The 26887-nt window shown below is 59.8% G+C and carries 28 protein-coding genes; 11 read left to right on the forward strand and 17 right to left on the reverse strand.

The window, feature by feature from the left end; translation table 11 throughout:
* Window positions 1-2: 2 nt before the first annotated feature.
* The 11 genes from flgG (at window position 3) to FE795_RS05945 (ending at window position 13075) form a co-directional block, all read left to right on the forward strand.
* Window positions 3-788 carry a flagellar basal-body rod protein FlgG gene (gene flgG / locus FE795_RS05895; RefSeq protein ID WP_003804676.1) on the forward strand — a complete coding sequence of 262 codons (786 nt, stop codon included), beginning with the start codon at window positions 3-5 and terminating at the stop codon, window positions 786-788.
* A 19-nt stretch (window positions 789-807) separates the two neighbouring features.
* The gene (locus FE795_RS05900; RefSeq protein WP_003804673.1) at window positions 808-1494 is read left to right on the forward strand and encodes a flagellar basal body L-ring protein FlgH; all 687 of its coding nucleotides are present in this window, start codon (window positions 808-810) and stop codon (window positions 1492-1494) included.
* Between the two features lie 26 nt (window positions 1495-1520).
* On the forward strand, window positions 1521-2651 hold the full coding sequence (locus FE795_RS05905) for a flagellar basal body P-ring protein FlgI (protein ID WP_080585005.1): 1131 nt from the start codon (window positions 1521-1523) through the stop codon (window positions 2649-2651).
* A complete protein-coding gene (gene flgJ, locus FE795_RS05910; RefSeq protein ID WP_003804669.1) occupies window positions 2651-3616 on the forward strand; it encodes a flagellar assembly peptidoglycan hydrolase FlgJ in 966 nt (321 codons plus the stop codon). The genes FE795_RS05905 and flgJ overlap by 1 nt, the downstream gene beginning before the upstream one ends.
* A gap of 105 nt (window positions 3617-3721) precedes the next feature.
* A complete protein-coding gene (flgK, locus tag FE795_RS05915; RefSeq protein ID WP_003804667.1) occupies window positions 3722-5437 on the forward strand; it encodes a flagellar hook-associated protein FlgK in 1716 nt (571 codons plus the stop codon).
* Between the two features lie 35 nt (window positions 5438-5472).
* Window positions 5473-6690, forward strand: a complete 1218-nt coding sequence (gene flgL, locus FE795_RS05920) for a flagellar hook-associated protein FlgL (RefSeq protein ID WP_003804665.1) — start codon at window positions 5473-5475, stop codon at window positions 6688-6690.
* Window positions 6691-6814: 124 nt separating this feature from the next.
* Complete coding sequence (locus FE795_RS05925; RefSeq protein WP_329956484.1) at window positions 6815-8194, forward strand: methyl-accepting chemotaxis protein; 1380 nt, start codon at window positions 6815-6817, stop codon at window positions 8192-8194.
* Window positions 8194-8631 carry a hypothetical protein gene (locus FE795_RS05930; RefSeq protein WP_219235860.1) on the forward strand — a complete coding sequence of 146 codons (438 nt, stop codon included), beginning with the start codon at window positions 8194-8196 and terminating at the stop codon, window positions 8629-8631. Before FE795_RS05925 ends, FE795_RS05930 begins: the two co-directional genes overlap by 1 nt.
* A gap of 21 nt (window positions 8632-8652) precedes the next feature.
* Window positions 8653-10359, forward strand: coding sequence for a methyl-accepting chemotaxis protein (locus FE795_RS05935; protein ID WP_003804659.1), 1707 nt, complete (start codon window positions 8653-8655; stop codon window positions 10357-10359).
* 119 nt (window positions 10360-10478) lie between these two features.
* Entirely contained in the window at window positions 10479-12389 is a 1911-nt protein-coding gene (locus FE795_RS05940) for a DUF294 nucleotidyltransferase-like domain-containing protein (protein WP_219235862.1), read from the forward strand.
* The gene (locus FE795_RS05945; RefSeq protein ID WP_059317901.1) at window positions 12386-13075 is read left to right on the forward strand and encodes a 3'-5' exonuclease; all 690 of its coding nucleotides are present in this window, start codon (window positions 12386-12388) and stop codon (window positions 13073-13075) included. The genes FE795_RS05940 and FE795_RS05945 overlap by 4 nt, the downstream gene beginning before the upstream one ends.
* On the opposite strand, the gene fliR is transcribed toward FE795_RS05945, so the two are convergent.
* The 17 genes from fliR to FE795_RS06030 all read right to left on the reverse strand — a co-directional run bounded on the left by fliR (window position 13072) and on the right by FE795_RS06030 (window position 26850).
* Window positions 13072-13857, reverse strand: coding sequence for a flagellar biosynthetic protein FliR (fliR, locus tag FE795_RS05950; RefSeq protein ID WP_039943987.1), 786 nt, complete (start codon window positions 13855-13857; stop codon window positions 13072-13074). The two genes, FE795_RS05945 and fliR, sit on opposite strands and share 4 nt — an antisense overlap.
* A gap of 92 nt (window positions 13858-13949) precedes the next feature.
* On the reverse strand, window positions 13950-14219 hold the full coding sequence (gene fliQ / locus FE795_RS05955) for a flagellar biosynthesis protein FliQ (RefSeq protein ID WP_003804652.1): 270 nt from the start codon (window positions 14217-14219) through the stop codon (window positions 13950-13952).
* Window positions 14220-14228: 9 nt separating this feature from the next.
* Window positions 14229-14999: a flagellar type III secretion system pore protein FliP gene (gene fliP / locus FE795_RS05960; RefSeq protein WP_131071440.1), complete on the reverse strand. Its 771-nt coding sequence runs from the start codon at window positions 14997-14999 to the stop codon at window positions 14229-14231.
* Between the two features lie 7 nt (window positions 15000-15006).
* Window positions 15007-15282, reverse strand: coding sequence for a flagellar biosynthetic protein FliO (fliO, locus tag FE795_RS05965; RefSeq protein WP_003804646.1), 276 nt, complete (start codon window positions 15280-15282; stop codon window positions 15007-15009).
* Between the two features lie 30 nt (window positions 15283-15312).
* On the reverse strand, window positions 15313-15816 hold the full coding sequence (fliN, locus tag FE795_RS05970) for a flagellar motor switch protein FliN (RefSeq protein ID WP_003804644.1): 504 nt from the start codon (window positions 15814-15816) through the stop codon (window positions 15313-15315).
* On the reverse strand, window positions 15813-16820 hold the full coding sequence (gene fliM / locus FE795_RS05975) for a flagellar motor switch protein FliM (protein ID WP_059317899.1): 1008 nt from the start codon (window positions 16818-16820) through the stop codon (window positions 15813-15815). The genes fliN and fliM overlap by 4 nt, the downstream gene beginning before the upstream one ends.
* Window positions 16821-17306 (reverse strand): flagellar basal body-associated FliL family protein, encoded by a 486-nt coding sequence (locus tag FE795_RS05980; RefSeq protein WP_230406276.1) that lies wholly within the window; start codon window positions 17304-17306, stop codon window positions 16821-16823.
* 212 nt (window positions 17307-17518) lie between these two features.
* Window positions 17519-18871: a flagellar hook-length control protein FliK gene (locus FE795_RS05985; protein ID WP_219235864.1), complete on the reverse strand. Its 1353-nt coding sequence runs from the start codon at window positions 18869-18871 to the stop codon at window positions 17519-17521.
* Window positions 18872-18883: 12 nt separating this feature from the next.
* Entirely contained in the window at window positions 18884-19333 is a 450-nt protein-coding gene (gene fliJ, locus FE795_RS05990) for a flagellar export protein FliJ (RefSeq protein WP_003804635.1), read from the reverse strand.
* A gap of 2 nt (window positions 19334-19335) precedes the next feature.
* Window positions 19336-20778 carry a flagellar protein export ATPase FliI gene (gene fliI / locus FE795_RS05995; RefSeq protein ID WP_003804631.1) on the reverse strand — a complete coding sequence of 481 codons (1443 nt, stop codon included), beginning with the start codon at window positions 20776-20778 and terminating at the stop codon, window positions 19336-19338.
* Window positions 20779-21519 (reverse strand): flagellar assembly protein FliH, encoded by a 741-nt coding sequence (fliH, locus tag FE795_RS06000; RefSeq protein ID WP_219235866.1) that lies wholly within the window; start codon window positions 21517-21519, stop codon window positions 20779-20781.
* A 91-nt stretch (window positions 21520-21610) separates the two neighbouring features.
* The gene (gene fliG, locus FE795_RS06005; RefSeq protein WP_039943984.1) at window positions 21611-22621 is read right to left on the reverse strand and encodes a flagellar motor switch protein FliG; all 1011 of its coding nucleotides are present in this window, start codon (window positions 22619-22621) and stop codon (window positions 21611-21613) included.
* Window positions 22608-24332: a flagellar basal-body MS-ring/collar protein FliF gene (gene fliF / locus FE795_RS06010; protein ID WP_003804626.1), complete on the reverse strand. Its 1725-nt coding sequence runs from the start codon at window positions 24330-24332 to the stop codon at window positions 22608-22610. The genes fliG and fliF overlap by 14 nt, the downstream gene beginning before the upstream one ends.
* Before the next feature lie 114 nt (window positions 24333-24446).
* On the reverse strand, window positions 24447-24782 hold the full coding sequence (gene fliE / locus FE795_RS06015) for a flagellar hook-basal body complex protein FliE (protein WP_003804624.1): 336 nt from the start codon (window positions 24780-24782) through the stop codon (window positions 24447-24449).
* A gap of 142 nt (window positions 24783-24924) precedes the next feature.
* The gene (locus FE795_RS06020; protein ID WP_219235867.1) at window positions 24925-25245 is read right to left on the reverse strand and encodes an EscU/YscU/HrcU family type III secretion system export apparatus switch protein; all 321 of its coding nucleotides are present in this window, start codon (window positions 25243-25245) and stop codon (window positions 24925-24927) included.
* Window positions 25235-26518, reverse strand: a complete 1284-nt coding sequence (locus FE795_RS06025) for a flagellar hook-length control protein FliK (protein ID WP_219235869.1) — start codon at window positions 26516-26518, stop codon at window positions 25235-25237. The genes FE795_RS06020 and FE795_RS06025 overlap by 11 nt, the downstream gene beginning before the upstream one ends.
* The gene (locus FE795_RS06030) at window positions 26515-26850 is read right to left on the reverse strand and encodes a flagellar protein FliT (RefSeq protein ID WP_003804618.1); all 336 of its coding nucleotides are present in this window, start codon (window positions 26848-26850) and stop codon (window positions 26515-26517) included. The genes FE795_RS06025 and FE795_RS06030 overlap by 4 nt, the downstream gene beginning before the upstream one ends.
* Window positions 26851-26887 lie beyond the last annotated feature (37 nt).

Consider the following 26887-nt stretch of genomic DNA (forward strand, 5'->3'; position numbering starts at 1 on the left):
ACATGATTCGCTCTCTGTGGATTGCCAAGACCGGTCTGGAAGCCCAGCAGACCAATATGGATGTCATTTCCAATAACTTGGCCAACGTCAATACCACCGGTTTCAAACGTACCCGTGCGGTGTTTGAAGACCTGATGTACCAAACCCTTCGTCAGCCTGGTGCTCAGGTCGGCGCTGCCAACCAGTTGCCTACGGGTCTGCAGATCGGTACGGGCGTGCGCACGGTGGCCACGGAGCGTATCCATAGTCAGGGCGATATGAAGCACACCGGCCACAATATGGACATCGCCATTCAGGGCAGTGGGTTTTTGCAAGTGGAAATGCCGGATGGCACCTTCGCCTATACGCGTGACGGCAGTTTGCAACGCGATCAGAATGGTCAACTGGTGACAGCCGGCGGCTACCCCATTCAGCCTCCCATCAATATCCCGGATAACGCCCTGGAACTGACCATTGGGCGCGACGGGACCGTGTCGGTTACTCAGCCCGGTGCCGCGGGCGCCAGTGTGGAGGTGGGGCAACTGCAACTGAGCACCTTCGTCAACCCGGCCGGTTTGCAAAGCATGGGCGAGAACTTGTACATCGAAACCGATGCGTCGGGGGCCGCAAACTTTCTGCAGCCAGGTATGGATGGCGCAGGGCTGGTCATGCACAAGTACAACGAAACGTCCAACGTCAACGTGGCCGAGGAGCTGGTCAATATGATCAGTGCCCAGCGTGCCTACGAAATCAATAGCAAGGCCGTGTCCACCGCTGACCAGATGCTGGCTCGTCTGACGCAGCTGTAAACCTGAAGAGATCGTGACAATGTTCCAAGCTCTGTTGAGCCGTCTTGCCCTGTGTGCGCTGCTTGTCTTGTCCGGTTGCGCGCTGGTGCCCCCTGAAGATGTAGTCACCGGCCCCTTGACCGCGGCTCCGCCTCCCGCCATTCCAGCGGCTGTGGTGGCAAATGGCTCCATCTATCAGCCCTCGGCGTATGGCAACTATCCGCTGTTTGAGGACAGACGGCCCCGCAATGTGGGCGATATTGTCACCATCATGATTCAGGAGCGCACCAACGCTGCCAAGAATGTGTCGACCAACACGGACCGGACCGGTAGCGGCGGCTTGGACTTTACGGGTGTCCCGGCTTTCCTGCCCAATGAAATAGGCAGCAAGCAGAACTTTGAGGTGTCCGGCTCGAACAAGGCACAAGGCAAGGGCTCCAGCCGCGCCGACAATACGTTCAGCGGCACCTTGACCACGACGGTGGTGGGCGTGCTGCCCAACGGCAACCTGCAGGTCGCCGGGGAGAAGCAGATCGCCATCAACCGGGGCAGTGAACACATCCGCTTTTCCGGCGTTGTGGACCCGCGCTCCATTACCGGCAGCAATACGGTGTCGTCCACGCAGGTGGCCGATGCCCGTATCGAGTTTCGTAGCAAAGGGGTGATGGACGAAGTCCAGACCATGGGTTGGCTACAGCGTTTTTTCCTGAATATTTCCCCGTTCTGAGCCTTTTGCTTGCTATGGCATTTTCCATGAGTCGTACTCCTTTCTCTTCTTACCGCGACATGCTGCGGGCAGCCATGCTGGCAGCAGGCCTGTTGCTGGCTCCGCTCAGTCAGGCCGAGCGAATCAAGGATCTGGCGTCCATCCAGGGGGTGCGCGACAATCCGCTGATCGGTTACGGTCTGGTGGTGGGTCTGGACGGCAGTGGCGACCAGGTTCGCCAAGCGCCGTTTACGCAGCAAAGTCTGACCAATATGCTGTCGCAACTGGGGGTGACTATTCCCCAGGGCAGCAATATGCAGCTCAAGAACGTGGCGGCTGTGATGGTGACAGCCCGCCTGCCCGCCTTTGCCCGTCCTGGCCAGTCTGTGGACGTGGTGGTGTCCTCCATGGGGAACGCCAAGAGTCTGCGCGGCGGCACCTTGCTGATGACGCCCTTGAAAGGTGCGAACGGTCAGGTGTACGCGATCGCACAGGGTAACTTGCTGGTAGGCGGCGCCGGTGCCGAAGCCGGCGGTTCCAGTGTCCAGGTCAACCAGTTAAATGGCGGCACGATTCCTGGCGGTGCCACGGTCGAGCAAAGCGTGCCCACAACGTATGCGCGGGACGGGGTGATCAATCTGGAGATGAACACCTCGGACTTTGGGACCGCCCAGAACGTGGTGGCTGCCCTGAACAAACAGTTCGGTCCGTCCACGGCCACGGCGCTGGATGGGCGCCTGATTCAGGTACGGGGTCCATTGGACCCCCAGGCCCAGACTGCTTTTATTTCCCATGTGGAAAACCTGCAAGTAAATCTGCCGCCAGCGCGCGCACGGGTGGTTATCAATGCGCGTACGGGTTCGGTGGTCATGAATCGTACCGTCACCATTGATGAGGCCGCGATTGCCTATGGCAACTTGTCGGTGGTCATCAGCCGTCAACCGCAGGTCAGCCAGCCCGATACCCCGTTCGGTGGCGGCCAGACGGTCGTGGCTGACAGCACGCAGATTGAAATGCGCAGTGACAGTGGTTCGCTGCAACGCGTAAAGACCAGTGCCAATCTGGCCGATGTGGTGCGGGCGCTCAATGCCTTGGGCGCTACCCCTCAAGATTTGTTGTCCATTTTGCAGAACCTGAAAAGCGCGGGCGCTTTGCGGGCAGATCTGGAGATCATCTAATGACGGTGCAGTACTTTCCTCGTCCAGGAACGGGAACGCAGGTTTCAATTTTTGACCCGCAACAGTTGGCTCAGCTGCGTCGGCAAGCCGGGCAGGACGATCAGAATCAAGCGACTCAACTGCAAGTGGCCCGTCAGTTCGAGTCCCTGTTTATCCAGAATATTTTGAAGCAGGCGCGAGCCGCCAATCCTGAAGGCGGCATGTTTGATACCCAGTCCGTGCGCATGGCGCAAAGCCTGGGCGATGAGCAGTTGGCCCTGCAGTTGGCTGACCCGGGCATCGGATTGGCCAAGGCCTTGCAGGCTCAGATGAGCGGGCAAGACAGCGAGCCCTTTGGCGCTGCGTCCTATGACCCGGAAACCGCGTCTTCGCGTCGTGCGGATTTGCGCTCGCGCATGCCCAATGACCGCTCCATTGATGCGGCCTCCATTGCCGAACTGATCGACAAGCTCAGCAATAACAGCACGGTGCAGCGCGTGTACTCTTCGATTCAGGGGGCGCCCAACCACATCCGTCAGTTTGTAGACCGCATGAATACCGCAGCCAAAGTGGCCGCAGAAGACAGTGGTGTCCCCGCCAAGCTGATCTTGAGTCAGGCGGCCTTGGAGTCGGGCTGGGGCAAACGTGAAATCATGCATGCCGACGGTTCCACCAGCCACAATTTGTTTGGGATCAAGGCCACCCCCTCCTGGAAAGGAAAAACGGTAGAGGTCATGACCACCGAATACCAAAACGGTGTGGCCCGGAAGATGACGCAAACCTTTCGTGCCTATGACTCTTATGCCGAGTCCTTTGCCGACTACGCGCGTCTGATCGGCAATAACAAGCGCTATGAAAGTGTCAAGCACGCCGCAACGCCGCAAGAGGCTGCGCAGCGTATTCAGGATGCAGGCTACGCCACGGATCCTTCTTACGCCAAAAAACTGATTGCCATCATGGCCTACTTTGATGGCGGCAAGTCTTAATTATTGTTACAGGTCTAAATAATGCACCAAGGTGGTCGTTAAAAAGCAGCATGTTCATTTTTCGCCTTGGACACAACGGGCCGGGCAGGACAGAAAGGATTTGATATGAATCTCGCCAACCTTGGTATTACCGGCTTGTATGCCGCTCAAAAGCGCATGCAGGTGACGGGCCACAATATTAATAATATCGATACCCCTGGCTATAACCGCCAATCGGTTCTGGTTGAGACGGCTGGTTCGGTAGGAGGCAGTGCCGGTTATTACGGCCGCGGTGTGCAGGTCGTGACGGTGCAGCGCTCCTACGACAATTTTCTGTATCAACAGCTGGTGCGTTCCCAGACCGCCGGAGCGGCTCTGGTCAGCTACGGCACCGAAATTGCCCAGCTGGACAATTTGTTCTCGGATCGTACGGTCGGTGTCAGCCCCGCCTTGCAGAATTTCTTTGACGGGCTGGAAGCGGTTGCCTCGCAGCCTGCCGATCCTTCGGCACGCCAGGAACTGTTGGGCCGCGCCGAAAGTCTGGCCACCCAGATTCGTGACGCCACCTCCTACATGAACCGCGTGAACGAGAACATCAACACGCAGGTTGGAACCACGGTTACCCAGATCAACAGCTATCTGGAGCGGATCGACAACGTCAATAAGCAGATTGTGGCTGCCAAGGGAACCACGCCCGGGCACGAGCCCAATGATCTGCTGGACCAGCGCGAACAGTTGGTGGCCGAACTGGGACAACTGATTGACGTTCGCACCGTCGAGCAGGACGGGCGCTTGAGCGTGACCACCGCAGGTGGCCAGATGTTGTTGGGTGGCGAGCGGGTCTATCCCTTGCATGCGGTGCGTTCCGCAGAAAACCCTGAGCGGTTTGTGGTCGGGTTTACGTCTGCCCTGAACGTGGACGGCAAGATGGTGGTGACCGAGTTTCGTGAAGGCGCGATCAAAGGCGGCACGCTCGGTGGCCTGCTGCAGTTCCGTCAGGAAAGTCTGGAGCCCGCCATCAGCGCCCTGGGGCGTCTGGCCGTGGGCCTGGCCCACACCGTGAACGATATTCACCGTCAAGGCATTGACTTGAAGGGGGAGGCGGGCAAAGACATATTCAGCGTCAGTGGCCCCAAAGTCGTGGCCAATGGCACCAATCCCGTCAGCAGTGGCGTACCCGGTGTGTCCTTCTACAAGGACCCGATTGATCCGGCTGATCCCAGCAAGGGTTACACCCAACCCGTGGACAAGCTGACCGGCGATAACTACCGGATCGAGCGTGTGGACGGACGCTTTCAGTTGCGCAATCTGAGCAGCAACGACATTACGCCCCTCAATGGACCGGACCAGGACGGCGGCATTACGCGGGTGGATGGCCTGGAAATCGACGTGTCCAGCCTGAAGACCCAGTCGCAGGATGGGGATTCCTGGCTGGTTCAGCCTACCGCCACCGCTGGCAGCAATTTACAGGTGGAGATCAAGCGTCCCCAGGATATTGCCGCGGCCAACCCGGATACCGGCTCGGCCAATGGCACGATCGCTCAGAAACTGGCGGATCTGCGCAATACCAAAGTGTTGGCGGACGGCTCCCTGAGCCTGAATGACTCCTTTGGCCAGATCGTGAACCGGATTGCGGTGCAAACGCAGCAAAACGGCACCGCGGCCAAGGCGCAACTCAAGCTGATCGAGCAGAACTATGCCGCTCAGCAAGCCTTGTCGGGCGTTAACAAGGATGAGGAATACATCATGCTCCAGCGTTTTCAGGAACAGTATCAGGCGGCCGCCCGTTTGATTGATGTCAGCTCCCAGATGTTTGACACCCTGTTGGGCCTGCGTACGTAAGTACGGCGATTCAGTCTTGAAATTGGAACCTTGCTATGCGTATTAGTTCTTCTCTTTTTTTTCAGACAGGCCTGAACTCGATCAACAAGCAGCAGTCCGATCTGATGCGTGTTTTTCAGCAGATGGGCTCGCAAAAGCGGATGATCACCCCCTCGGATGATCCTTTGGCGTCGGCCCAGACCATTAATCTGGCGCAGTCGCAGGCCATGGACAAGCGCTATGGTGAAAACCGCGAAGTGGCCATGCGTTCGCTGGGTGAGGAAGAAAACCTGCTCAATGCCGTCAACCTGCAGTTGCAGGGCGTGCAAACCCGTTTGGTGGAAGCTTCCACGGGCACCATGTCGGATGCCGATCGCAGCACCTTGGCTACCGTGATCGAAAGTGCGCTGGATACCCTGTTTGGCTTTGCCAACACCAAGGATGGTTCGGGCCAGTATCTGTTCTCCGGGGCTAAAGGGACGACTCAGGCGTTTGAGCGGACGGGAAACACCTTTACCTACACGGGTGACACCAACAGCCGTGATATTCAGGTTGAGCAAACCCGCCAGATGGACTCGGCCGATCATGGTCGCACCATCTTCGAGCGGGCCAACCCCGGATCGACAGCCTACTTCACCCAGGCCAACGCCAACAGTGGCTCGGCTGTGCTGAGCGCCCCCAACGGCAACTCGTCCTTGCCTGGCGCGCAGGCCAATTACACCATCCGATTTACCTCGGAAACGGATTACGACATCGAGGTGAACGGGGCGGTGGTCAGTCAAGGTGTGCTGGATGAGAACGAGCGTCAGCGCATCAGCCTGCCTGGCGGGGTCAGCGTGCAGATCGAAGGCAAGCCCGCCGTAGGCGACAGCTTTGCCATCAGTTCGGTGGACAGCACCAGCCCGGCTGACATGAATATGTTCAACACCTTGCAGTCGGTGGTGGACGCCTTGCGCAAGCCTGTCAGTGGGGACCCGGTTGCCCAGGCCGAGTTTCGCAACGCGATGAACTCAGCCATACAGCGTATCGGGGAGAACTTCGACAATGTGCAGACCGTAATTTCGTCGGTCGGTACGCGCATGAATGAAATTGATGCGCTCAGCGCCAATGGGGCTGCCCGAGCCCTCAATTACACCAATGAGCTCTCGCGTCTGGAAGATCTGAATATTTTTGATGCGTCCACTCAGTTGGAGCTGCGCAAGGCTGCGCTGGAAATGTCGGCGATGGCATTTCAGACGATCCAGAGCATGAGCCTGTTCAATTTGAATCGCTAGGACGCTGTTCCTTTTTTGGGTGGTTTTTCCTTAACCGGCAGTCAAGCACCACGTGCGGGAATCTTCTATGCTTTTTAAGAATTTGAGTCTAAGGGTCGGCATGACCTTTTGTATTGCTGCTCTGATGGCATTGACAGTGGCCATGGCAGCCTGGGCGCTGTATTACTTTCATGGTCTGTTGGCCCTGGGCTCCGGTGACGCGGTGTTGCGCACCTTGCAGGAGCAGCAGAGCACCTTCAACATTGTCTTGACCGTCGTGCTGGTGCTGGCCGTGTTGTTGGGGCTGGCGGCCATCAGCTACTTTCTCCGTCGGGTGGTGCGTCCCTTGGGTGACTTTGCGGCGTACTTTGATGCCATTGCCAAAGGCGACCTGACCCAACGTATCCATGTTCTGACCTCCAACGAAATCGGTGACTTGTTCGAGTCGCTGGGTCGCATGCAGGAGTCCCTGGTCAAGACCACCACGGCGGTGCGTCTGGGACTGGAGGAGATTCATGCCGGCGCACAGGAAATTGCCCAGGGCAACACCAATATCAGCAGTCGTACCGAAGAGCAGGCTGCTTCCTTGCAGCAGACGGCTGCCAGCATGGAACAATTGGCTGGGACCGTTCGCCAAAATGCCGATAACGCCCAGCAAGCCAATCAGTTGGCCGCGACCGCCTCGGATGTAGCACATCGTGGGGGGAGCGCCGTCAATGAAGTGGTAGCCACCATGCAGGGGATTTCGGCCAGTTCCAACAAGATCTCCGATATTGTGGGCGTGATTGACAGCATTGCTTTCCAGACCAATATTCTGGCCCTGAACGCGGCGGTTGAAGCGGCTCGTGCGGGTGAGCAGGGCAAGGGTTTTGCCGTGGTGGCCGCTGAAGTCCGCGCTCTGGCACAACGCAGTGCGCAGGCCGCGCGTGAAATCACGGCCCTGATCGAGGATTCGGTGCGTAAGGTCACGGAAGGTTCCTCGCAGGTGGAACGCGCGGGCGCCACTATGCAGGAAATTGTGGATTCCGTGCGTCGTGTCACCGACATCATGGGTGAGATCACGGCCGCAACGATTGAGCAGTCCTCCGGTATCGATCAGGTGAATCGCGCTGTCTCGCAGATGGATGAGACGACGCAGTACAACGCCCGTCTGGTGGAGCAGGCCGCTCTGGCTTCCTCGGGGCTGAGCGAGCAGGTCACCAAGGTCAACCAGGCGATCGCGTTCTTTCGCTCGCCGGGCACGGAAGTGATCGACGTCAGCGCCCGCCGCGTCGCTAACCGCCGCAGTGCCAGTGCATCCTCATCGGACGCCGAGACACGTCGCACGCCATCCTTGAAAGGTGTGGCGAACGCTGCCAAACCTGCTGTGGGCGTGAGCAGGGGGCTGTCGGCTCCCGCCAAGACCTCGCCGCCTGCTGCCAAGGCCACCGCCGCTACTCAGGAAGATAGTCAGCGTCTGTTGCGTCCCGACTTGAGCGGCAAGCCTCACAGTGCCTCTTCGGACGATGATTGGGAGGAGTTCTAATGCCTTGCTCCCGACTGGGTATCTGGGTCGGGCGGGGCCGTAAGACGCTGATCGGTTTGTGCTTGCTGACCCTGGCTGCTTGCGCCACCCAGGGCTCGTCTTTCAAGGCGTCGGGGCTGAATGATCTGGTCCCGGGCCAAAGCACGCGTGCTGACGCTGAGCAGTCCTTGCAAGGCCGTCCACACCAGGTCTACCGACAGCTCGACGGCAGTGAAATGGCCGTGTGGTTCCAGGGGACAACCCTGGCAACGGACGCGGTCTATTTTCGCCAGGAGTTGTGGCTTCAGTTTGATGCCCAGGGGCGTTTCCAGCATGTGGTCAAACGCAGCCATATTCCTTCCATGTACCGCGAGCAAGCGCGTAGCGCTACTACAGGCTCGGTCACGATTGAGCACCCTGGCACGGAGATGATTACCATCTTGCCGGTCAGCCACTAGAGTTTTCTTTGGATTTAGCAAATGCTGGGTATTGAAAGCAGTCTTCCGTCCGCGTCCCGCGCATCTAAACGTCGTTCCTCCAAATCGTTTCGTCCCAGCCTGAAGTCGGCGTCGGGCTTGAAGATCAGCACCATGCTGATGATTTGCATGGGATTGTTTTTGGTCCTGATTGTGGCGGTAGGGGGGCTGGCCGCCTATTACCTGCAGCAAAGTGGCGAGGCCTTGCGTACGATCAATCGTCAGGATCAGCGTGCCATGCAGATCCTGCAGTTGAACAACAATATGATGGAAGCCCGTGTCAGCTTGATGAGCGCGGCGCGCTTCTATCAGGAAGCCGGTATTGATGATGATCAGAACCTGCTGCAAAGTGCCGAGAACTCTGTCACGTTGGCCACGCAAAAGCTGGATGAGGTGCGCAAGGCCTTTGCCGATATTCGTGCCAATATGCCGACCGAGCCTGAGCTGCGCCGTTTGGCCATGGGACTGGTTGCGTCCTATCAGGCTTATCTGGATGACGGGATTGAACCCATGGTTCAGGCACTGGAAACCCGTGATTACAGTACCTTTTACTTTGTCAGCGAAGGTTTTGGCGTTTTGCGCGCTGCCACTTTCCAGTTCCGCATTGAGGAGCTGAGCAAGTTCTACAACGAGCAGACTGACGTGTTGCTGGAGCAGGCAGAACTGCAAACCCGTGTGGCCAATATCGTCATCGCCCTGGCCTTGTTGCTGGGTCTGGCCATTATTGTGGCCTTGCGACTGGTGCTGGGCCGCACCGCGTTGACCCCCTTGCGTGAAGCCGGTATGCATTTTGACCATATTGCCAACGGCGATCTGACCAAGAAAATTACCTACCGCTCGGCCAATGAGGTCGGGGTGTTGTATGACGCCATGCGTCGCATGCAACAAAGCCTGCAGGGGATCGTGCTGACCGTGCGCCAAGGTGTGGACGAGATCGCCTCGGGTTCTTCGCAGATTTTTGCCGGTAATACCGACTTGAGTTCCCGCACCGAGCAGCAAGCTGCCGCTTTGCAGGAAACGGCGGCCAGTCTTGAAGAATTGGCCAGTACGGTGCGTCAGAATGCCGACAATGCCCATCAGGCCGATCAGTTGGCGCATAACGCCGCCAAAGTGGCACAGCAGGGTGGTGAGTCGGTCGGCGCGGTCGTTCACACGATGAACCAGATTTCCGCTCGTTCCGGACAGGTAGCCGACATTGTTAACGTGATTGACGGTATTGCCTTCCAGACCAATATTCTGGCCTTGAACGCCGCGGTGGAAGCGGCTCGCGCGGGAGAGCAGGGCAAGGGCTTTGCCGTGGTGGCCGGAGAGGTGCGTAGCCTGGCACAGCGCAGCGCCCAGGCCGCCAAGGAAATCAAAGGTCTGATCGAAGCCTCGCAAAACGAAGTCCAGACCGGAACGCAGCAGGTGGCCAGTGCGGGCGACATCATTCAAGAGGTGGTGCGTGCGGTCAATAGCGTCACTACCTTGATGAGCGAGATTTCCTCGGCCTCGCAGGAGCAGACGGCCGGTATTGAGCAGATCAACACGGCAGTGGCTCAAATGGATGCTGTGGTGCAGCAAAACGCCTCGCTGGTCGAGGAGGCGGCGGCTGCGGCAGGCTCCTTGCAGGCACAATCCGAGACCCTGGCAGAGGCCGTGTCCCAGTTCAAGGTTCAGGAAGGGGATGTGATTGATATGGCCGAACGCGATTACGACCGGTTGCGCTAAGCCTTTTGGGGGAAAAAACGGGCGGGTGCCTATAGTTGAAATCCCCTAGAAAATCAGGGTCCGCGAGGGCGATGCTGCATGGCACAATAATTCTTTGTCCCTAGCCAGCAGAGACGCCCATGTCCTTCGCGATTCCCGGTGAATCCGTGGCCAAGACGGCGGTGCGCCAGAAAGCGCCCGGCATCTTGGCCTGGTTGATTGCTTACCCACCTTTTGATCAGATGCAGGCACAGCACTGCGATTACCTGATCGAACATAGTGAGCTCCGGTTTTTCTCGGCCGGGCAGGTGCTGTTGGAGCAGGGCGCGCGCGTCGATCAGCTCTATCTTGTTCGCCAGGGACAGATCGGCACCCAGGCGCACGGCGAAACCCAGGAGTATGTGGAAGGAGACCTGCTGCCAGTGCGTGAGCTGGTGTCCGGGCAAGCGCTGGAGAGCGCCTACCAGGTACAGGAAGACTGTTTCACCTTGTGTGTGGCCGGTGAGGCCGTTGCGCATCTGTTGAGCATCAGCGAACCGTTTCGGGATTATTGTCTCCGCGGCACCAGCAGTTTGCTGGCTTCGGTCTGGCGCAGCGCTCAGAAAAGCGCCAGTGCCGAACTGGGGGCCAGTTATACCTTGGACATGAGTCTGCAGTCCCTGACAGAACGGGGGCTGCTCAGTTGTCTGCCTGATTGTCCGGTCGAGCAGGCCGTCAAAGACATGCACGAGCGGCAGGTCAGCAGCATGGTCGTGGTCAATGCCGATCAGCATCTGTTGGGGATCTTCACCTTGCGCGATCTGCGCCGTCTGGTGGCTGGAGGCCAATACGATCCAGGTCAGGCCATGTCGGAAATCATGACGCCGGACCCGGTCTGGCTTGCGCCTCAGGCTTCGGCGTTTGATGCGGCGCTGTTGATGGTCGAGCATCAGATCGGTCATGTCTGCCTGGTTCAGGATCATAAAGTGGTGGGCATGGTGTCCGAGCGCGATGTGTTCTCCTTGCAGCGCGTCGATCTGGTCCACCTGTCGCGTGCCTTGCGTTGCGCCCAGGATGTGTCCGGGCTGGTGCGCTTGCAAGCCGATATTGGCCGACTGGTCGATGCCATGCTGGCCCACGGTGCGCGCTCTGAGCAACTGACAGCCGTAATTACGCGTTTGAATGACCATACGGTTCAGCGCACGATCGAACTGTCTTTGCCCGGCTCGGGGCTGGATGGCATCGAGTTTTGCTGGCTGGCCTTTGGCAGCCAGGCCCGGGGTGAGCAGACCCGCCACACCGACCAGGATAATGGCATTTTATTTAGCGCCAGCTCGCCGGAGCAGGCCAACGCCTACCGGGCCTTGCTCCTGCCGTTTGCGCGTCGGGTCAACGAGGCTCTGGACCGTTGCGGCATGGCCTGGTGTACGGGCAATATCATGGCCAGCAACCCTGAGCTATGTCTTTCCGAAGCGGAATGGTTACATCGTTTTCAGATCATGATCGAGCGGCCGGCACCCGAGCAGTTGCTTGAGTCCACGATTTATTTTGACTGCCGGAGCATCTGGGGGCAGACCAGCCTGTTGCAACGTCTGCAGCGGCGCGTGCTGGGCATGGTGAACGATAATCCGGTGTTTCAGCGCATGCTGGCTCAAAGCACCTGTCAAACCCGCATTCCCAGTGGCAAAAAGCGCAGTCGTTTGGAGGCCTTGATGGGGCAGGGCGATGACAAGCTGGATATCAAGAAGCAGGCATTGGCCCCGATGGTGGATGTGTTGCGCGTGCTGGCGCTGGCCCACGGCTGTGAGTTGCCTTCGTCCATGGACCGGTTGGCGGTGTTGACCCAGCGTGGCGTCTTTAGCGCAGAGGAGTCGGAGGGCCTGCGCGAGGCCTACCGTTATTTGCAGTTGCTGCGTTTGCAACATCATCAGACGCAGTTGCAACAAGGCCAGGAGCCGGACAATCTGGTGCGTCTGGGCAGCTTGGGCGCACTGGATGCCCGTGTCTTGCGCGAGGCCTTGTCACAAGTGCGTCGTGCCCAGCGTATTCTGGCGTTCCGGTACCGCTTATGAAATTGCTCTCTTGGCTCCCCTGGCGACGCGCTTCCTTCGCCGCCCGTAGCCCCTCCCTGTCCTGGAGCGGGGTGGATGAGCTCACATGGGACGAAGCGGCATTTACCGTGTTGGACCTGGAAACCAGCGGGCTGGAACCCAAACGCCACCATATTGTGCAAATGGGCGCAGTACGACTGGAGCGGGGCTCGATTGCCCTGGGCAATGTGTGGGCCGGTCTGGTGCGCGCACACGGCGAACGCAGTCCAGAGAGTCTGCTGATTCATGAGATCAGTCCGCAGCTGCAGGAAAAAGGTGAACCCTTGCCGCAGCTCATGCGTGACTTTGCCCGTTATTCGGAAAACTCGGTCTGGGTCGCCTGGGATGCCGATTTTGATCTGGCATTTCTGGACCGTGCCTGGCCTCAGGCCGGTGTGCAACAGGCCCGGCCTCTGGCCCTGGATCTGGCTGAACTGGCAGCGTGTCTGCTGCCCGAATGGCGTGGTCGTCGACTGGGCCTGGATGATTGTCTGCGGTATTGTGGTCTGCCGGTCAGTGAGCGGCATGATGCCCTGGGAGACGCGTTGATCAGCGCCCAGTTGATGCAGTTGTTGATTGGACGTGCCAAACAAAAAGGTGTCCTGACGCTGGGCCAGGCCCGGCGTCTGATGCAGGCGCACAAGCAGCGCCAGGCCCATGCCTTTTAAGGGCCAGCCAGCCCGAGGGCAACCCGCATCATGGCTTCGTAGCCGGAGTTGAACAACTGGGCGAGAAAGGGCGTGGTTTGCGGGATCACCACGACCAGCAAGGTCAGGCCGATGGTCAGCGTAATCGGAAAACCCACCGCAAAAATCGTCAGCTGTTGGGCGGTACGGTTCAAGATGCCGAAGGCCAGGTTAATGGTCAGAAGCACAATAATCAGCGGCAGGGCCAGCAGCATGCCTGACACCCACAACTCGCTGCTCCAATCCAGCAATGCCCCCCAGCCATTGATGTTCAGGTCTGCACCGATGGGCAATACGTGGAACGTGCGCACCAGCACACCCAGCAAAAGCAGATGACCGTTCAGGGCCAGAAAAGTCAGCACCGCAATCACGTTCAGCAGCCGCGACAGCACGGCGGTATTGGCGCCCGTGGCCGGATCAAAGAAGGAGGCGAAGGACAGGCCCATCTGCAGCCCGATGAACTCGCCCGCTGTCTGTACCGCTGCGAATACGATACGCATGGTGAGCCCCAGCGCGACGCCGATAAACACTTGTTGCGCCGCAATCAGCAAAGCCTCGTACGAGGCGGTGGGCAGATCAGGCAGTGGGGGCAGCGAGGGCGCTACGATCAGAGCGAGGATAAAACCCAGCCCGATCTTGGCGCGTTTGGGAATGGCGGATTCACTGAAAAAAGGAACTGTCGCCAGTGTGGCCAGAATGCGGATGAACGGCCACAGAAAGGCGTTCAGCCAGGCATGGAGCTGGGCGGAGTTCAGGTCAAGCACGGTGCGCCTGGGGCCTGCGGGTCTGACAAGGCCGTGCGCCTTGCCAGACACATGGTGGTGGGCTCACGGCAGCCTCCTCGCTCCGGCCTGTCCTAATTGACCAGGCCGGGAATGCCGCGTAGCAGGCCCTGCATATAGTCGACCATATTGTTGATCAACCATGGGCCCAGCAGCACTACGGTAATGCCCATGGCCAGCAGCTTGGGGATGAACGACAACGTCATTTCATTGATCTGGGTGGCCGCCTGGAAGATACTGATGCCCAGACCCACGACCAGCACCACGATCAGCATGGGGCCGGCCATGGACAGAGCCAGTTTCAAGGCGGTATAGGTCATGGACATGACGGTCTCGGGAGTCATGGCGGTCCTTTATTGATAGAAGCTGCGGGCCAGCGAACCCAGCAGTAAATGCCAGCCGTCGGCCAGTACAAACAGCATGAGCTTAAAGGGCAGCGAAATGGTCACGGGCGGGACCATCATCATCCCTAAGGACATCAGCACGCTGGCAATGACCAGGTCGATGATCAGAAAGGGAATGAAGATCGTAAAACCGATCTGGAAAGCGGTTTTCAGTTCGCTGGTGACAAAGGCGGGCACCAGCACACGCAAGGGAACTTCTTCGGGCGTTTGCAGCTCGCCCACGCCCGCCATATCGCCAAACAATTTCAAGTCGGCTTCGCGGGTCTGATGCAGCATAAAGGTTTTCAGGGGCTGAGCGCCTTGCTCCAGGGCCGCCTCAAAGCTGATCTTGTTTTCCGACAGCGGCTTGTAGGCGTCCCGATACACCTGGTCAAACACCGGCGACATCACGAAGAAGGTCAGAAACAGAGCCAGACCCACCAGCACCGTATTGGGTGGCGCTGTCCCCGTGCCCATGGCATTGCGCAGCAGGCCCAACACGATAATGACACGGGTAAAGCCGGTCATCATCAGCAGGGCCGCCGGCAGAAAGGACATCATGGTCAGCATGGCCAGGGTCTGGATGCTGAGCGACCAGGTTTGCGAACCGTTCGGGCCCGCGGTGCTGGTGATGGCCGGAATGGCCTGCCCCACGGCCTGGGAAGGCAGGAACAGGCAGATCAGAGCCAGAAGCAGAGCGATACTGACGTGTGCTCGGGCAGGGGATGAAAATGCAGTCATGATGCGTTCAGCGGGGCGCACGGTGCTGGTCCAGATGGGTCTGGAAATCTGCCTCGGGGCTGGCAGACGCCTGTGTGTGCAACAGGCTGATCTGCTGGGGAGTGATGCCAATCAGAATTTCGCGCTCGTCAATCCGGATCAGGGCGACGCTGCTGCGCGGGCCCAGACGCCGGTTGTCCAGAATCTTGATGCGTTGCTGATTCTGATTCCTGAGCAGTCCGCCGCGGCGGGCCACCCAGGCTGCTGCCAGAATCAGGCCCACAACCAGCAGCAGGCTAAGCATGATTCTGACGAGCTGGGCTTGTTCCATGTTCTAGCGACGACCGTTCAGTCGCTGGATACGGTCCGAGGGCGTCACAATATCGGTGACGCGAATCCCGTACTTGTCGTCTACGACCACCACTTCACCCTGGGCGATAAGGTAGCCGTTCACATAAATATCCAGGGGCTCGCCGGCCAGGCCGTCCAGCTCCACGACCGAGCCCTGGCCCAGTTGCAGAATGTTCTTGATGGTCAGGCGGGTGCGACCCAGCTCTACCGACAGCTGGACGGGGATGTCCATAATCATGTCGATATCGGTGGTTGCCGTGTTCTGGGCCGGTTCCATGGGGGGGAACAGATTGCTGGCCGGGCTGGGTTCGTGCACCGGCGTAGCCGCGCTTTGCTCGGCCAGGGCCGAGGCCCAGTCATCTTCCAGGGGCTGTTCCAGACCTTGGGCCTGGGTGCTGCTTTGGGTGCCGGCCTGTTGCTCAGCCATCGCGGCTGCCCAGTCGTCCTCGGGCGCAGACCGGTCGTTAGGGTTGTGAGGGTCGCTCATAGGGACTTACCTTTAGTCAAATCGCTGTCGTTGGTGGCCAGGATGTTTTCTACCCGCAGGGAGTAACGGCCGCCGGAAGTGCCATACTGGCATTCCAGAACCGGCACCCCATCCACGTGGGCTTCAATTAGAGTGGGGATGTCAATGGGCAACACATCATTGACCTTGAGCTGAGTGAGCTCGGCAATGGTCATGTCGATATTGACAAAGTTGGCAATCAGCTCGACTTCGGCGCTGCGCACCTGGCGCGAGAGCTGCTGGGTCCAGCGCTGGTCGATGGCATCGGTGCCCTTGTCTTGCAAGGGGCGCGTCAACAGGTCGCGCACCGGCTCGATCATGGAGTAGGGCAGGCAGATGTTCAGATTGCCGCCTTGGGCGCCGAATTCAATATTGAACGAGGTCACCACCACGATATCGTTGCTGCTGCTGATGCTGGCAAACTTGGTGTGCATTTCCGAGCGCATGTACTCCGCCTCAAGCGGGTAGATCGACTCCCAGGCGCCGCAATAGCTCTCCAGGGTCAGGGTCAGCAAACGCTGGATAATGCGTTGTTCTGTGGTGGTGAAGTCGCGACCTTCCACACGCGTGTTGTAGCGGCCATGGCCACCAAACAGGCTGTCGATAATCAGAAAGACCAGGTTTGGGTCGTAGGTGAACAGCGACACGCCACGCAGAGGCTTTAAGGCAACCATGTTCAGGTTGCTGGGCACGGGCAGGTTGCGCTCGAAGTCCGAGTACTTCTGAATGCGAATGGAGCCGACGGTAATGTCGGCGTTACGGCGCATGAAGCTGAGCATGGTCGAGCGCAGCCGACGGGCAAAGCGCTCGTTGATCAGCTCCAGCGTCTGCATGCGGTGGCGCACCACCCGATCTGGCGAGGTCAGGTCATAGGCCCGCACGCCAGAGAGGTTTTCATTCAGGGGCTTGGTGTCAGCGCCTTCGCCGGTAACACCGGCCAGCAGTGCATCGACTTCGTCTTGGGATAAGAAGCTCTGATACGACATTTATTGGATGACAAAGGCGGTGAACAGGACATCATTGATGTGCGGAACAGCAGGATTGGGCGGGTAGGGCTCTTTCAGGCCCGCGCTCAGCTGTGCAACCAAGGCTTGACGCCCTTCGGAAGTCTGGATGTAGGTGGGACGCTGTTCAGCCAGGATCTTGAGCACCCGGTCACGAACCATGGGCATGTACTCCACCAACATGGCGCGCGAACCATCATCCTGAACGCGCAAGGTGATGCCCACATACAGAATGCGCGAGCGGCCATTCTCGTTCAGGGTGACGGTGAACGGGTCCAGCGGCGCAAAAATGGGCTTGGCGTTGATCTTGACGGCGGCAGGCTCGTCAGGGGCAGGAGCGGCTTCAACCGACTGGCCTTTTTCTGCCCAGGCCAACCACGCAGGCGGGCTGCTTTGTTGCCAGGAGTAGTACAGGGTTGCGCCCACGCTAGCGGCGATAATAAACAGAACCAGCAGACCGGTTTTCATCAGGCGTGCAAGTTTGGTGGGTGCTTTTCGGGCCATGTGATGTGAGCGATGTATTTTCTAGCGTATGACAAACAGACAAACGCATGTCTGGCCTGAGCCTGACTGCATGCCTGAGCTATTGTGCCGGAGGTCAGACAGGACAGGCCCGGCGAATAGACGCTGCTTTTCGAGCTTAATCATGCTTTTTGCCGGGCGGTCCGTGGGGCTGGGAGTCAGGCGAAGGTATCAACCAGCGCATCCGGGTTCAGCGAGCGGGTAGCGCTGCGGTTCACCAAGAGGTCGGTCTCCTCTGGGGATGCCACCGTGTTCAGGCTGAAGGCGGCCTGTTCGCCCTGGCTGCCTTGGGCTACCAATTGCTCGCGAAAGGCCTCATGCGAGGCGTGCTGGTCACCCACGTCCGCCTGGCCCAGAGTCAGGCCGTTTTCCGCGAACTGCTGTTGCAGTTGTTGCAGGGACTGCTCCAGGGCCTGACGCACTTGGGCGTGGGGTGAGGTAATCATGGCGTGGGCCATGCCGTCCTGCATCTGCAAAGTAATGCGCAGGGGGCCCAGTTCAGGCGGGTCCAGGCGGATATCAGCACTCTGAATGCTGCCTTGGGCTTGCTGGGCCAGTGTAATCATCTGGCGTCCCATGGCAGCGCCCCATTCAGGGGATTGAACCGGTGTGGCAATGGCCAGCGTCATTGCGCTGGGTAAGGCGGCGGGACTGTTAGCCGGGAGCGTGCCGGGCGTGGCGCTCAGTTGGGCCAGCAAGGACGCATCCAGAGCGGGCAGATTCAGGTTCACGCCTGCACGAGCATCCTCCGCCATGTGTCGACCCAGGGCCGCCAGAGACGCTGAAGCGTCATCCATCAGATGAGCTTGAGACGACGCTGTGCTCGCGACGAGCTTGGTGTTAAAGGCGGTGTCGTTTACGACGTGGGCCGCATTGACAGCCGCTTTGCGGACGGGGGTGGCAGCTAGCGGATTACTGTTCTCAAGGGATTTGGGCAAGGCCAGTTCAGCACTCAGGTCAACATCTGCTTGCGCCGCAGTGGTTTCCAAGGGGGTCGCCACGGCTGCGGCGCGGGTACTGCTCAGCTCGGCGGCCAGAGTCTGGCGCGTGTGGGCGGCGGTCACAGGTAGCGTGCGCTCTGTCTGCGCTGCTTTGATCTCGGTTTTGCTGTTCTTGATGGCTTGCACTTGCGACAGAATGGACAAGGCCATTGCGGGCAGGCCGCTATCGGCCGGTGCCTCGGTGTCCAGCTCCAGGTCGCTCTGATCGGCGATCATCAAGGCCGGGTCTGTGTTCAGGGTGTCCAGCTCACTGGCCCCCGCTGGCCCGGCTACTGTCTCAGCCTGTTTGGGGCTGCGTGCGAGAGCCTGGGTGTGAGTGTGGTCCTGTCTGGCAGCGGTCCCTGTCTTGCCAGCCCCTTTGCCTTGCACGTGTTGCTGTTGCGTTTGCAGATGCTGGGCAAAGCCTTCGTCCTTGGGCGCGTGCGCAGCCGCAGGCCCGGCCGTAGGGGCGACGGGGGCCGAGGGTGCGGCAGGAGCCGCAGGTAAAACCGAAAGAGTGGGCGAAGTCATGGCGGCGCTTGTTTAATAGGCGGTCTGGCTGCGGGTAAAGAGACGAGCAGCGATTTCGTCGCTGTTTCGTTGTTCCATTCTTTGCTGCTGGACGTGTTGAGTCTGGAGACGACGATCGATCAGGGTTTCATAGGCTTTCAGGCGTTGCTGGTGGCCATACCAGATCTGTCGTCCCTGTTCCATCTTCTCTTCCAGCGCATGGATAACACTATTTTGCTGGGAAATGGCCTGGTCCAATGTCACGATAAAGCGGCGGAAATTGTGATAGTTCGCCATGGTTACCCCCGCCTGACCCACATTGAGCAGGCGCTGGGCATAGTCCTGTCGATAGGTTTGCAGCATTTCCAGTTGCGATTGGGCCGCATCGCGCTGCGTGCGCAGTTCCTGCAACTGACGGGCGGCGTCGTCAACCTGATTCTGACTGAGATCGACCAGCGTATGTAAGGAGGCGTTGGCTTTCATGCTTATTGCTCGCTATTTAAAACGGCATTCAACTCATCAAAGGCGCGTGGCATATCCACACGTTGCTGCATGCCCTGGCGCAGGTAGGCTTCTAGCCAAGGGTAGCGATCAATGGCCTGGTCAATGGCCGGGTCGTTGCCCCGGGTGTAGGCGCCCACCGCAATCAGGTCGCGGTTGCGTTGATAGCTGGAGAGCAGACCCTTGAAACGGTGCACCATCTTGACTTGCTCAGGGTCCACGATGCTGGGCATGACCCGCGAAATGGAGGCTTCAATATCAATGGCAGGGTAGTGGCCGGTTTCGGCCAGACTGCGCGACAGCACAATATGGCCGTCCAGGATTGCTCGGGCCGAGTCGGCAATCGGGTCCTGCTGGTCGTCGCCCTCGGTCAGCACGGTGTAAAACGCTGTGATTGAGCCGCAACGGCCCTGCGCATTCGGTTCGCCATTACCGGCGCGTTCCACCAGTGCGGGCAGTTTGGCAAATACCGAAGGGGGGTAGCCTTTGGTAGCGGGCGGCTCGCCGATCGCCAAGGCGATCTCGCGCTGCGCCATCGCATAGCGCGTCAGCGAGTCCATGATCAACAGGACATTTTTGCCCTCATCGCGAAAAAACTCGGCCAGACGGGTGGCATAGACCGCGCCTTGTAAACGTAGCAGGGGAGAGACGTCAGCCGGGGCAGCGACCACTACCGAGCGTTGCAGACCTTCCTCGCCCAGGTTGTGCTCAATGAATTCCTTGACTTCTCGGCCCCGTTCGCCAATCAGGCCGACGACAATAATGTCGGCCTGGGTGTAGCGCGCCATCATGCCCAGGAGCACACTCTTGCCTACACCGGAGCCGGCAAACAGCCCCATGCGCTGACCACGACCGACGGTGAGCAGACCATTGATGGCGCGCACGCCGACATCCAGCACCGTGTCGATCGGGCTGCGCTTGAGCGGGTTGGGTGTGGTGTGGCTGAGCGGGACGCAGGATTGGGCGTCGATCGGACCCAGGCCGTCCAGCGGGTTGCCGCTGCCGTCCACGACCCGGCCCAGCAGCCCCGGGCCAACCGGAACGTGGCGAGAGCGGGCCTGGGCAGGCAGCCTGTCGGGTTGATCGGAGTCGGGCAGGGGAACGGGGGGCTGCAGTTGGGCCTCGACGGGCACCACGCGTGCCCCTGGCGGCAGGCCTGAAATTTCGCTCAGGGGCATCAGGTACAGGGACCGGCCCTCAAAGCCCACAACCTCGGCTTCTGCCCAGATATTCTGGGCGGCAGACAGCTCCACTTTACAGGCGGCACCTACTGCCAGTTTCAAACCTGTGGCTTCCAGCACCAGACCGGTGGCGCGCACGACACGGCCGCTGCGCAAACTGGGCTCGATCGCTTGTACCCGTTGTTGCGCCGATAGCAGTTGGGCACGCCAGCGTTCGGGGGTGGGGGCCAGCTTGGCAGGGACCATTCAGGGCTCCGAGGGGACCGCTAAGCCCAGGCTGGCCAGTGCCCGTTTCCAGCGGGTTGCAAAGGTCGCGTCGATATCGCCGTAGCTGGAGCGCACTCGGCATTCGCCACGTTGCAGCTGGGCATCTTCCTGCAGGCGCCAGGCGCGGGGCTCGCCCTGTTCAATCAGAAATTCACGCACCAGACTGATGTCGTCCGGGTGCAGGCTCAGTTCCAGGGCGCTGGTATCACCGGGATCGCTGCGCAGCACCTCGGCGACCAGATCGCGGATGCGGCCGGGCTCGGAGGTGATGGTGCTTTGCAAGACATGCTCGGCAATGCGGGTGGCCAGCTGAATCAGCGCCTGCCCCATTTCCTGATTCATCATTTCGATGGATTGGGCGCAGTTCTGGTTCAGGGCAACAAATTCCTTGATGTACTGATCGATTTGTTCTTGCGCCTTGGCCATGCCGGCGCTGATGCCGGCCTCATAACCCAGGGCATGGCCGCTTTCCTGGCCCGCAGCCAGTCCTGCTGCGTGACCTTGATCGAAACCGGCCTGATAGCCTTGCTGATGGCCTTCTTCCTGTGCCTGACTGCGCTGCTCGTCCAGTTCGCGTTGCAGCTCTTCCTGGGTGGGAGGCACAAATTCTGGTTCTTGCGGCTCGTTGGCAGGGGTCGGGTCATCGAGCCCATGCATCTGCCAGCGGGTCCAGCTGTCCTGCAGCTCTGAGTACGCCGAGGCTTTGCGATGGCTGGGCATCTATAGGCCCCCTTGACCAGCGCCGTGCGCCAAGGCCGGACGCAAAAAACAAACGGCCCACGCCAGCCGGGCCTGTTCAGACACGACCATCCTAGACATACTCGTCCCCGCTCAGGCCACCCAGTGTGATCTGGCCGGCTTCGGCCAGACGGCGTGCCACCTGCACAATGGCTTTTTGCTCCTGCTCCACCTTGGACATGCGGATCGGGCCCTGGGCGTCGATATCCTCGCGCAACATTTCGGCGGCACGGTTGGACATGTTGCGAAAGAACTTGTCGCGCAGCTCTTCGGGCGCGCCTTTGAGGGCGATGGTCAGTGCAGAAGTTTCGATTTCCTTGAGCAGCAACTGGATAGCGATGTCTTCCACATCGGCCAGGTTCTCGAACACGAACATCTCGTCCACGATGCGCTGGGTCAGGTCGGCATCCATGCCGCGCAGGCTGGTCAGTACGGACTCTTCCAGGCTGGCGTTCATGTAGTTCAGCATCTCTGCTGCCGTGCGCGGCCCGCCCATCTTGCTGCGTTTGGCGCCCTGGCCGGACAAGATGCCGTTCAACACTTCGGTCAGCTCGTTCAGCGCGGTAGGCTGTACGCCGCCAAAGGTGGCAATGCGCAAGACCACATCGTCACGCAGGCGATCCGGGATGTGTCCCAGAATATCGGCGGCACGGTCACGTTCCAGGTGTACCAGAATGGTGGCGATAATTTGCGGGTGCTCGTCGGCAATCAGCTCGGCCACGCTGGAGGCGTCCAGCCAGTTCAGGGCGTCAATACCGCTGCTGGCGCCTTCGCCGTTCTCCAGCAAGTCCTCGATCAGGCCAGCGGCACGGTCCGAGCCCAGCGCTTTGGTCAATACCGAGCGGATATAGGCGTTTGAATCCAGCGCCACGGCCATGAACTGGTCGGCTTCCTGACGAAAACTCTCCAGCGCCTCGTCCATGTCGGCACGGGTCAGCTGCTTCAAGGAGGCCATTGCCGTACTGAGCTGCTGCACTTCACGGGGCGAGAGGTGACGAAACACTTCGGCAGCGGCATCTTCCCCCAAGGACATCATCAAAATCGCACTGCGTTCGATGGAGTCGTCCGGTTTAGCCGTTTTCATTTTTTTCATCTTTGTTTAACCAGGAGCGCAACACCATAGCCACGGCGCGTGGATCGTCGTGAGCCAGCTTGCGGGCGGTGTTCAGATTCTCTTCGTAACGGCTCATTTCAGCAGCGCGCTGTTCAGCGGCATGCTCACGAGCGGCATCCTCTTTCTGACGCTCGACGCGGGCATCCGCCACCGCCTTGGCCTGAATCAGGCCCTGGACGATGGGGTTGATGACGATGCGCCACGCCATGAACAGAATGAATGCAAAGACCACATACTTGATCAATTCCATGGCCAGCTCTCGGTACTCCGGATTTTTCCAGAAGGGGGTATCAATATCGCCTTGCTCGTTGAACTGACCGTTCACCACGCTTAGGCTGTCGCCTCGCTCAGCCGAGTAGCCTACGGCCTGTTTGACCAGATCTCGGATTTTGTCCAGTTCTTCCTGGTCCAGCGGCTGGTTGTCCTTGTCGGTGTTGCGATAGTTCACCACCACGGCCACCGACAGGCGGCTTAGCTGGCCCATGGGCCCTTTGACGTGGCTGATCGTGCGGTCCACTTCATAGTTGACGGTGGAGTCGTTGCGCGCATTACCGGTGTTTTGCAAAAGACGGGCCTGCTCGGCCAGGGAAACCAGTGAAGGGTCCGTGCTGGCAGCGGCATCGGCCGTCTGTGTCGTGTTAGTTGCGGCCGTGTCATTACCGGCGGCAGCGGGCGCTTGTGGCTGAGTGGGAGCGGCTGGCGGGTTGACCAGATTGGCCGTGGCATTGTTGGGGGCCTGATTGCTCAGGGCACCGGGAACGCCCTGGGGCTGTTGCGGATTGCGTTGCAGGGAGGAACTGGTCTGCTGGCTGCGTACCGCTGCCTGGCCAGGTTGCTGATTGGGCTTGTAGACCTCGGAGGTCTGTTCGCGCCGTGAGAAGTCCACCTCGGCGGTCACTTGTGCACGCACATTGCCCGGGCCCACCAGCGGGTTCAGCAAGGTCAGAATACGTTGTACGGCGCGGTACTCGATGTCGTTGACAAAGTTGCGCTGCTGATTGTCCGCGCCCATCTCTCCCGCGGGTGCGGTGAGCAAACGACCATTCTGGTCGATGATGGAGACCTTGTCGGCTTGCAGATTGGGCACGCTGGAGGAGATCAGCCAACTGATGGCCGAGACCTGACCCTCACTCAGATCGCGGCCGGGGTAGAGCGACAGCACCACCGAGGCGGTGGGCGACTGGCGATCGCGTACAAACAAGGTCTCACGTGGCATGGCCAGGTGAACCCGGGCCTCCTTGACGGCATGCACGGCCTTGATGGAGTTGGCCAGTTCGCCTTCCAGCGCCCGCTGATACGTGACTTGCTCCGTGAACTGGCTGGCCCCAAAGCGGCTTTGATCCAGCAGCTCGAAACCGGCATTGCCGCTGCGCGGCAAACCTTGCGAGGCCATTTGCATGCGCACATCGTGGACCCGATCCTCAGGAACCAGAATCGCAGTGCCGTTCGTGTTGAATTGGTAAGGCACATTCATCTGGCCCAGGGCCGAGACGATGGCGCCGCCATCACGGTCGTCCAGATTGGAGAACAGAACCTGGTAGGTTGGGCCACGGCTCCACATCAGGATGGCGACAATCAGGGCGATCAGAGCCGCGCCCAGCCCGATCAATGCCGTCTTGGGCAGGGTGCGCAGCGTGTCGTAGCCAGGAATTTTATTCAGCATCTGTGCTGTCTGACTCATGGATGACCTTGGTGAGGCAGAGGCAGGGTTCTGCATGGAATCAGGGGAGTTCAAATCAGGACGTGCTCAGGCAGCATTAAGGGAAAGGGCGGCGGGCATGAAAGGATCAGGCGCTTACACCGGCATACTGGCAATTTCTTGGTAGGCGGCCACTAAGCGGTTGCGTACCTGGACGGTGGCCTGAAAGCCAACGCTGGCTTTTTGCAGGTCAATCATCACGTCATTCAAGGAGATTCCGGGCTCGCCCATTTCAAAGGCCTGGGCCTGAGCGCTGGCCTCGTTTTGCGCCTGTGACACCCGGTTCAAGGAGCGTGCCAGCTCGGCGGCAAAGCCCCCAGGCGCAGCGCTGCTGGCCGGGGAGGACACAGAACTGGAAGCCCCGGCAGCCTGCGCGACAGCGCGCATCTGGGCCAAAAGGTTTTCAATGCTGGAGAGATTGGAAATCGACATGTTCGCTTGCCAGAAAGTCAGGATGGGCTGCACGCACAGGTGCGGGCAGCTTGCCGTGCTTAATGTAACGTTTTGAACGCGAGGCTAAGCAGGGTATCTAAGCCCAAAAACAGGGGCTTTTCAGCCCTTCTAAACGAGGGCATCAAGGTTTTGAGGCATCGTGCAAGGCCTGCAAGGCTTGTGTGGCTTGGGGATGGCCTTGTTCCAGCGCATACAGCCAGGCCAGCAATTCGGCGACGGCCTGATAGAGCTGGGGAGGAATATGACGGTCCAGGTCCACTTGCATCAGCAGGCCCACCAGCTCGGGGGACTCGTGGACGTACAGGTTATGCTCCCGGGCCGTTTCGATGATTTTTTCAGCCAGGGTGCCGTAGCCTTTGGCGACTACGCGCGGAGCCCCATCCTTGGGGTCGTAGCGCAAGGCCAGGGCCTGCGGACGATGGGTCGGTGATTCAGGCTTCATCGGGCAGGTCCTGCGGCAGGGTCGGGTCAGCCTCGATCTGCAACTGGCTCAGAATCAGGCCCTGGCCCTGCAGGCGTTCACGCAAGGGCAGGCTGTGCTCGTCCAGGTAGGGAGCGGACTGCTCGGCCTGGATATGGACCAGCAACTGCTGATTCAAAAGATTCAGGCGCAGGGTGATCGGGCCCAGGGTGGGCAGGTCCAGTCGCACGGTGCTGGACCAGTGCTCTGTCTCTTCGTCTGATTGGGCTTCGTGACGCTGAACGCTCCAATCCATCTCCGCCTCTGGCCAGGCCTGGCCCTGCCATTGCAGACTCTGGTGGGCCAGTGTGTCCAGTTGCTGGCGCAGCAGCAGGCTGTTGGCCGGGTCCGGGGCAGAGGGGGGCGTTTGACTGGCAGGGCTGTGGGCGGATGCCGGTTCGGCCGAAGGGCGGTGCTGGTTTTGTGGTTCCAGCTGCAGTTCGCTGACGCTACGTTGACCAAAGTGCAAATCACTGAGGTGAGACTCGTAAAACAAGCCGCTGTGTTGCAGGGCCTGGGGTAACGCCTGGGCGAAGTGTTGCGCCAGTGCAGCCGTGCTGCCGATGGGCAGGGCTCCGGTGGCCGTCGTGCCCGTGGCCGCCGTCCCGGTGCCGGACAGGCCTGCGGGGTTTGCGGGTGTGCCGGCCGTGCCGCCAGCCGTCGCGCCTGGCCCCGCGTGGGCACCTCCCGTTGCGCTGCTGCCGGGCAAGGGCAGCCCTTGCTGAGTCAGGGTGGCCATGGTGCTGGCGGCCGTTTGTGCCATGCCGGCGCGTCCACCTGCCTGACCATCGGTGCCGGGGCGGGCGGCTTCGCTGGCGTCTGCTTGCAGTGTAGGGTGGCTGGACAATAAGGCCTGTCTGCCCTGAATGGCGGGCGTTCGATCCGGAAAGCGCTCCAGCAGGGAAAGAATCAGTTGAGCGGTGCGTCCCAACGTTGTCGGGGCTGAACTGGTGGTGCTCGTATTGGGGCCGCGTGCAGTCAGGGCCGGATCGGTCAGGCTTTGACCGGTTTGTGTACGCAGGTTCCGGCTGTCGCGACCCTGGGTGTGGGCACGAGCCTGATCTACGCTTTGGCGTTGATCTCGCGCGGTCTGATTTTCAAGGCGCTCGGCGCGTTGACTGCCCGGTGTCTGGCTGATCGCATCCGGTCGGGCGCCCGTGGCGATATTGCTTTGCTGTCCTGTGCTGATACCCAGAACGGCATCCAGCCGCTGAATAAGCAGCGTCCCCAAGGGGGAGGGGCCGCCAATGCTCATGGATGAACGCTAGGGCTGTAGTACGCTTGCAATACCGTTTGCTGGCGTTTCATATTGCCCAGCAGGGCGCCCAGCCGGCTCAGTTCCGGGGTGGCCAGGTGACGGATCTGGGCGTCATCGGCCAGAATCTGCGTCAGCAGCTGACGACGTGCCTGCTTTTCGGTTGCAGACAGATCTTCCATGTTTTTGAGTTTTTCCACGGCGAGTTGATAGTGTTCGGATTGCTCAAACACATCCTCCCAGCGTGCTGATTGGGCAAGCTCCAGCATGTGACGGGTGATGCCGGCGATTATTTGATATTGGTCGACGATCGGGTTAGAGGTATCGCTCATGTTCGTACCAGGCGCAAAAGGCGCAAAGGAGGTTGGA

Origin of the sequence: Alcaligenes ammonioxydans, assembly GCF_019343455.1 — a bacterium.
In the GTDB taxonomy this organism is placed as follows: Bacteria; Pseudomonadota; Gammaproteobacteria; order Burkholderiales; family Burkholderiaceae_B; genus Alcaligenes; species Alcaligenes ammonioxydans.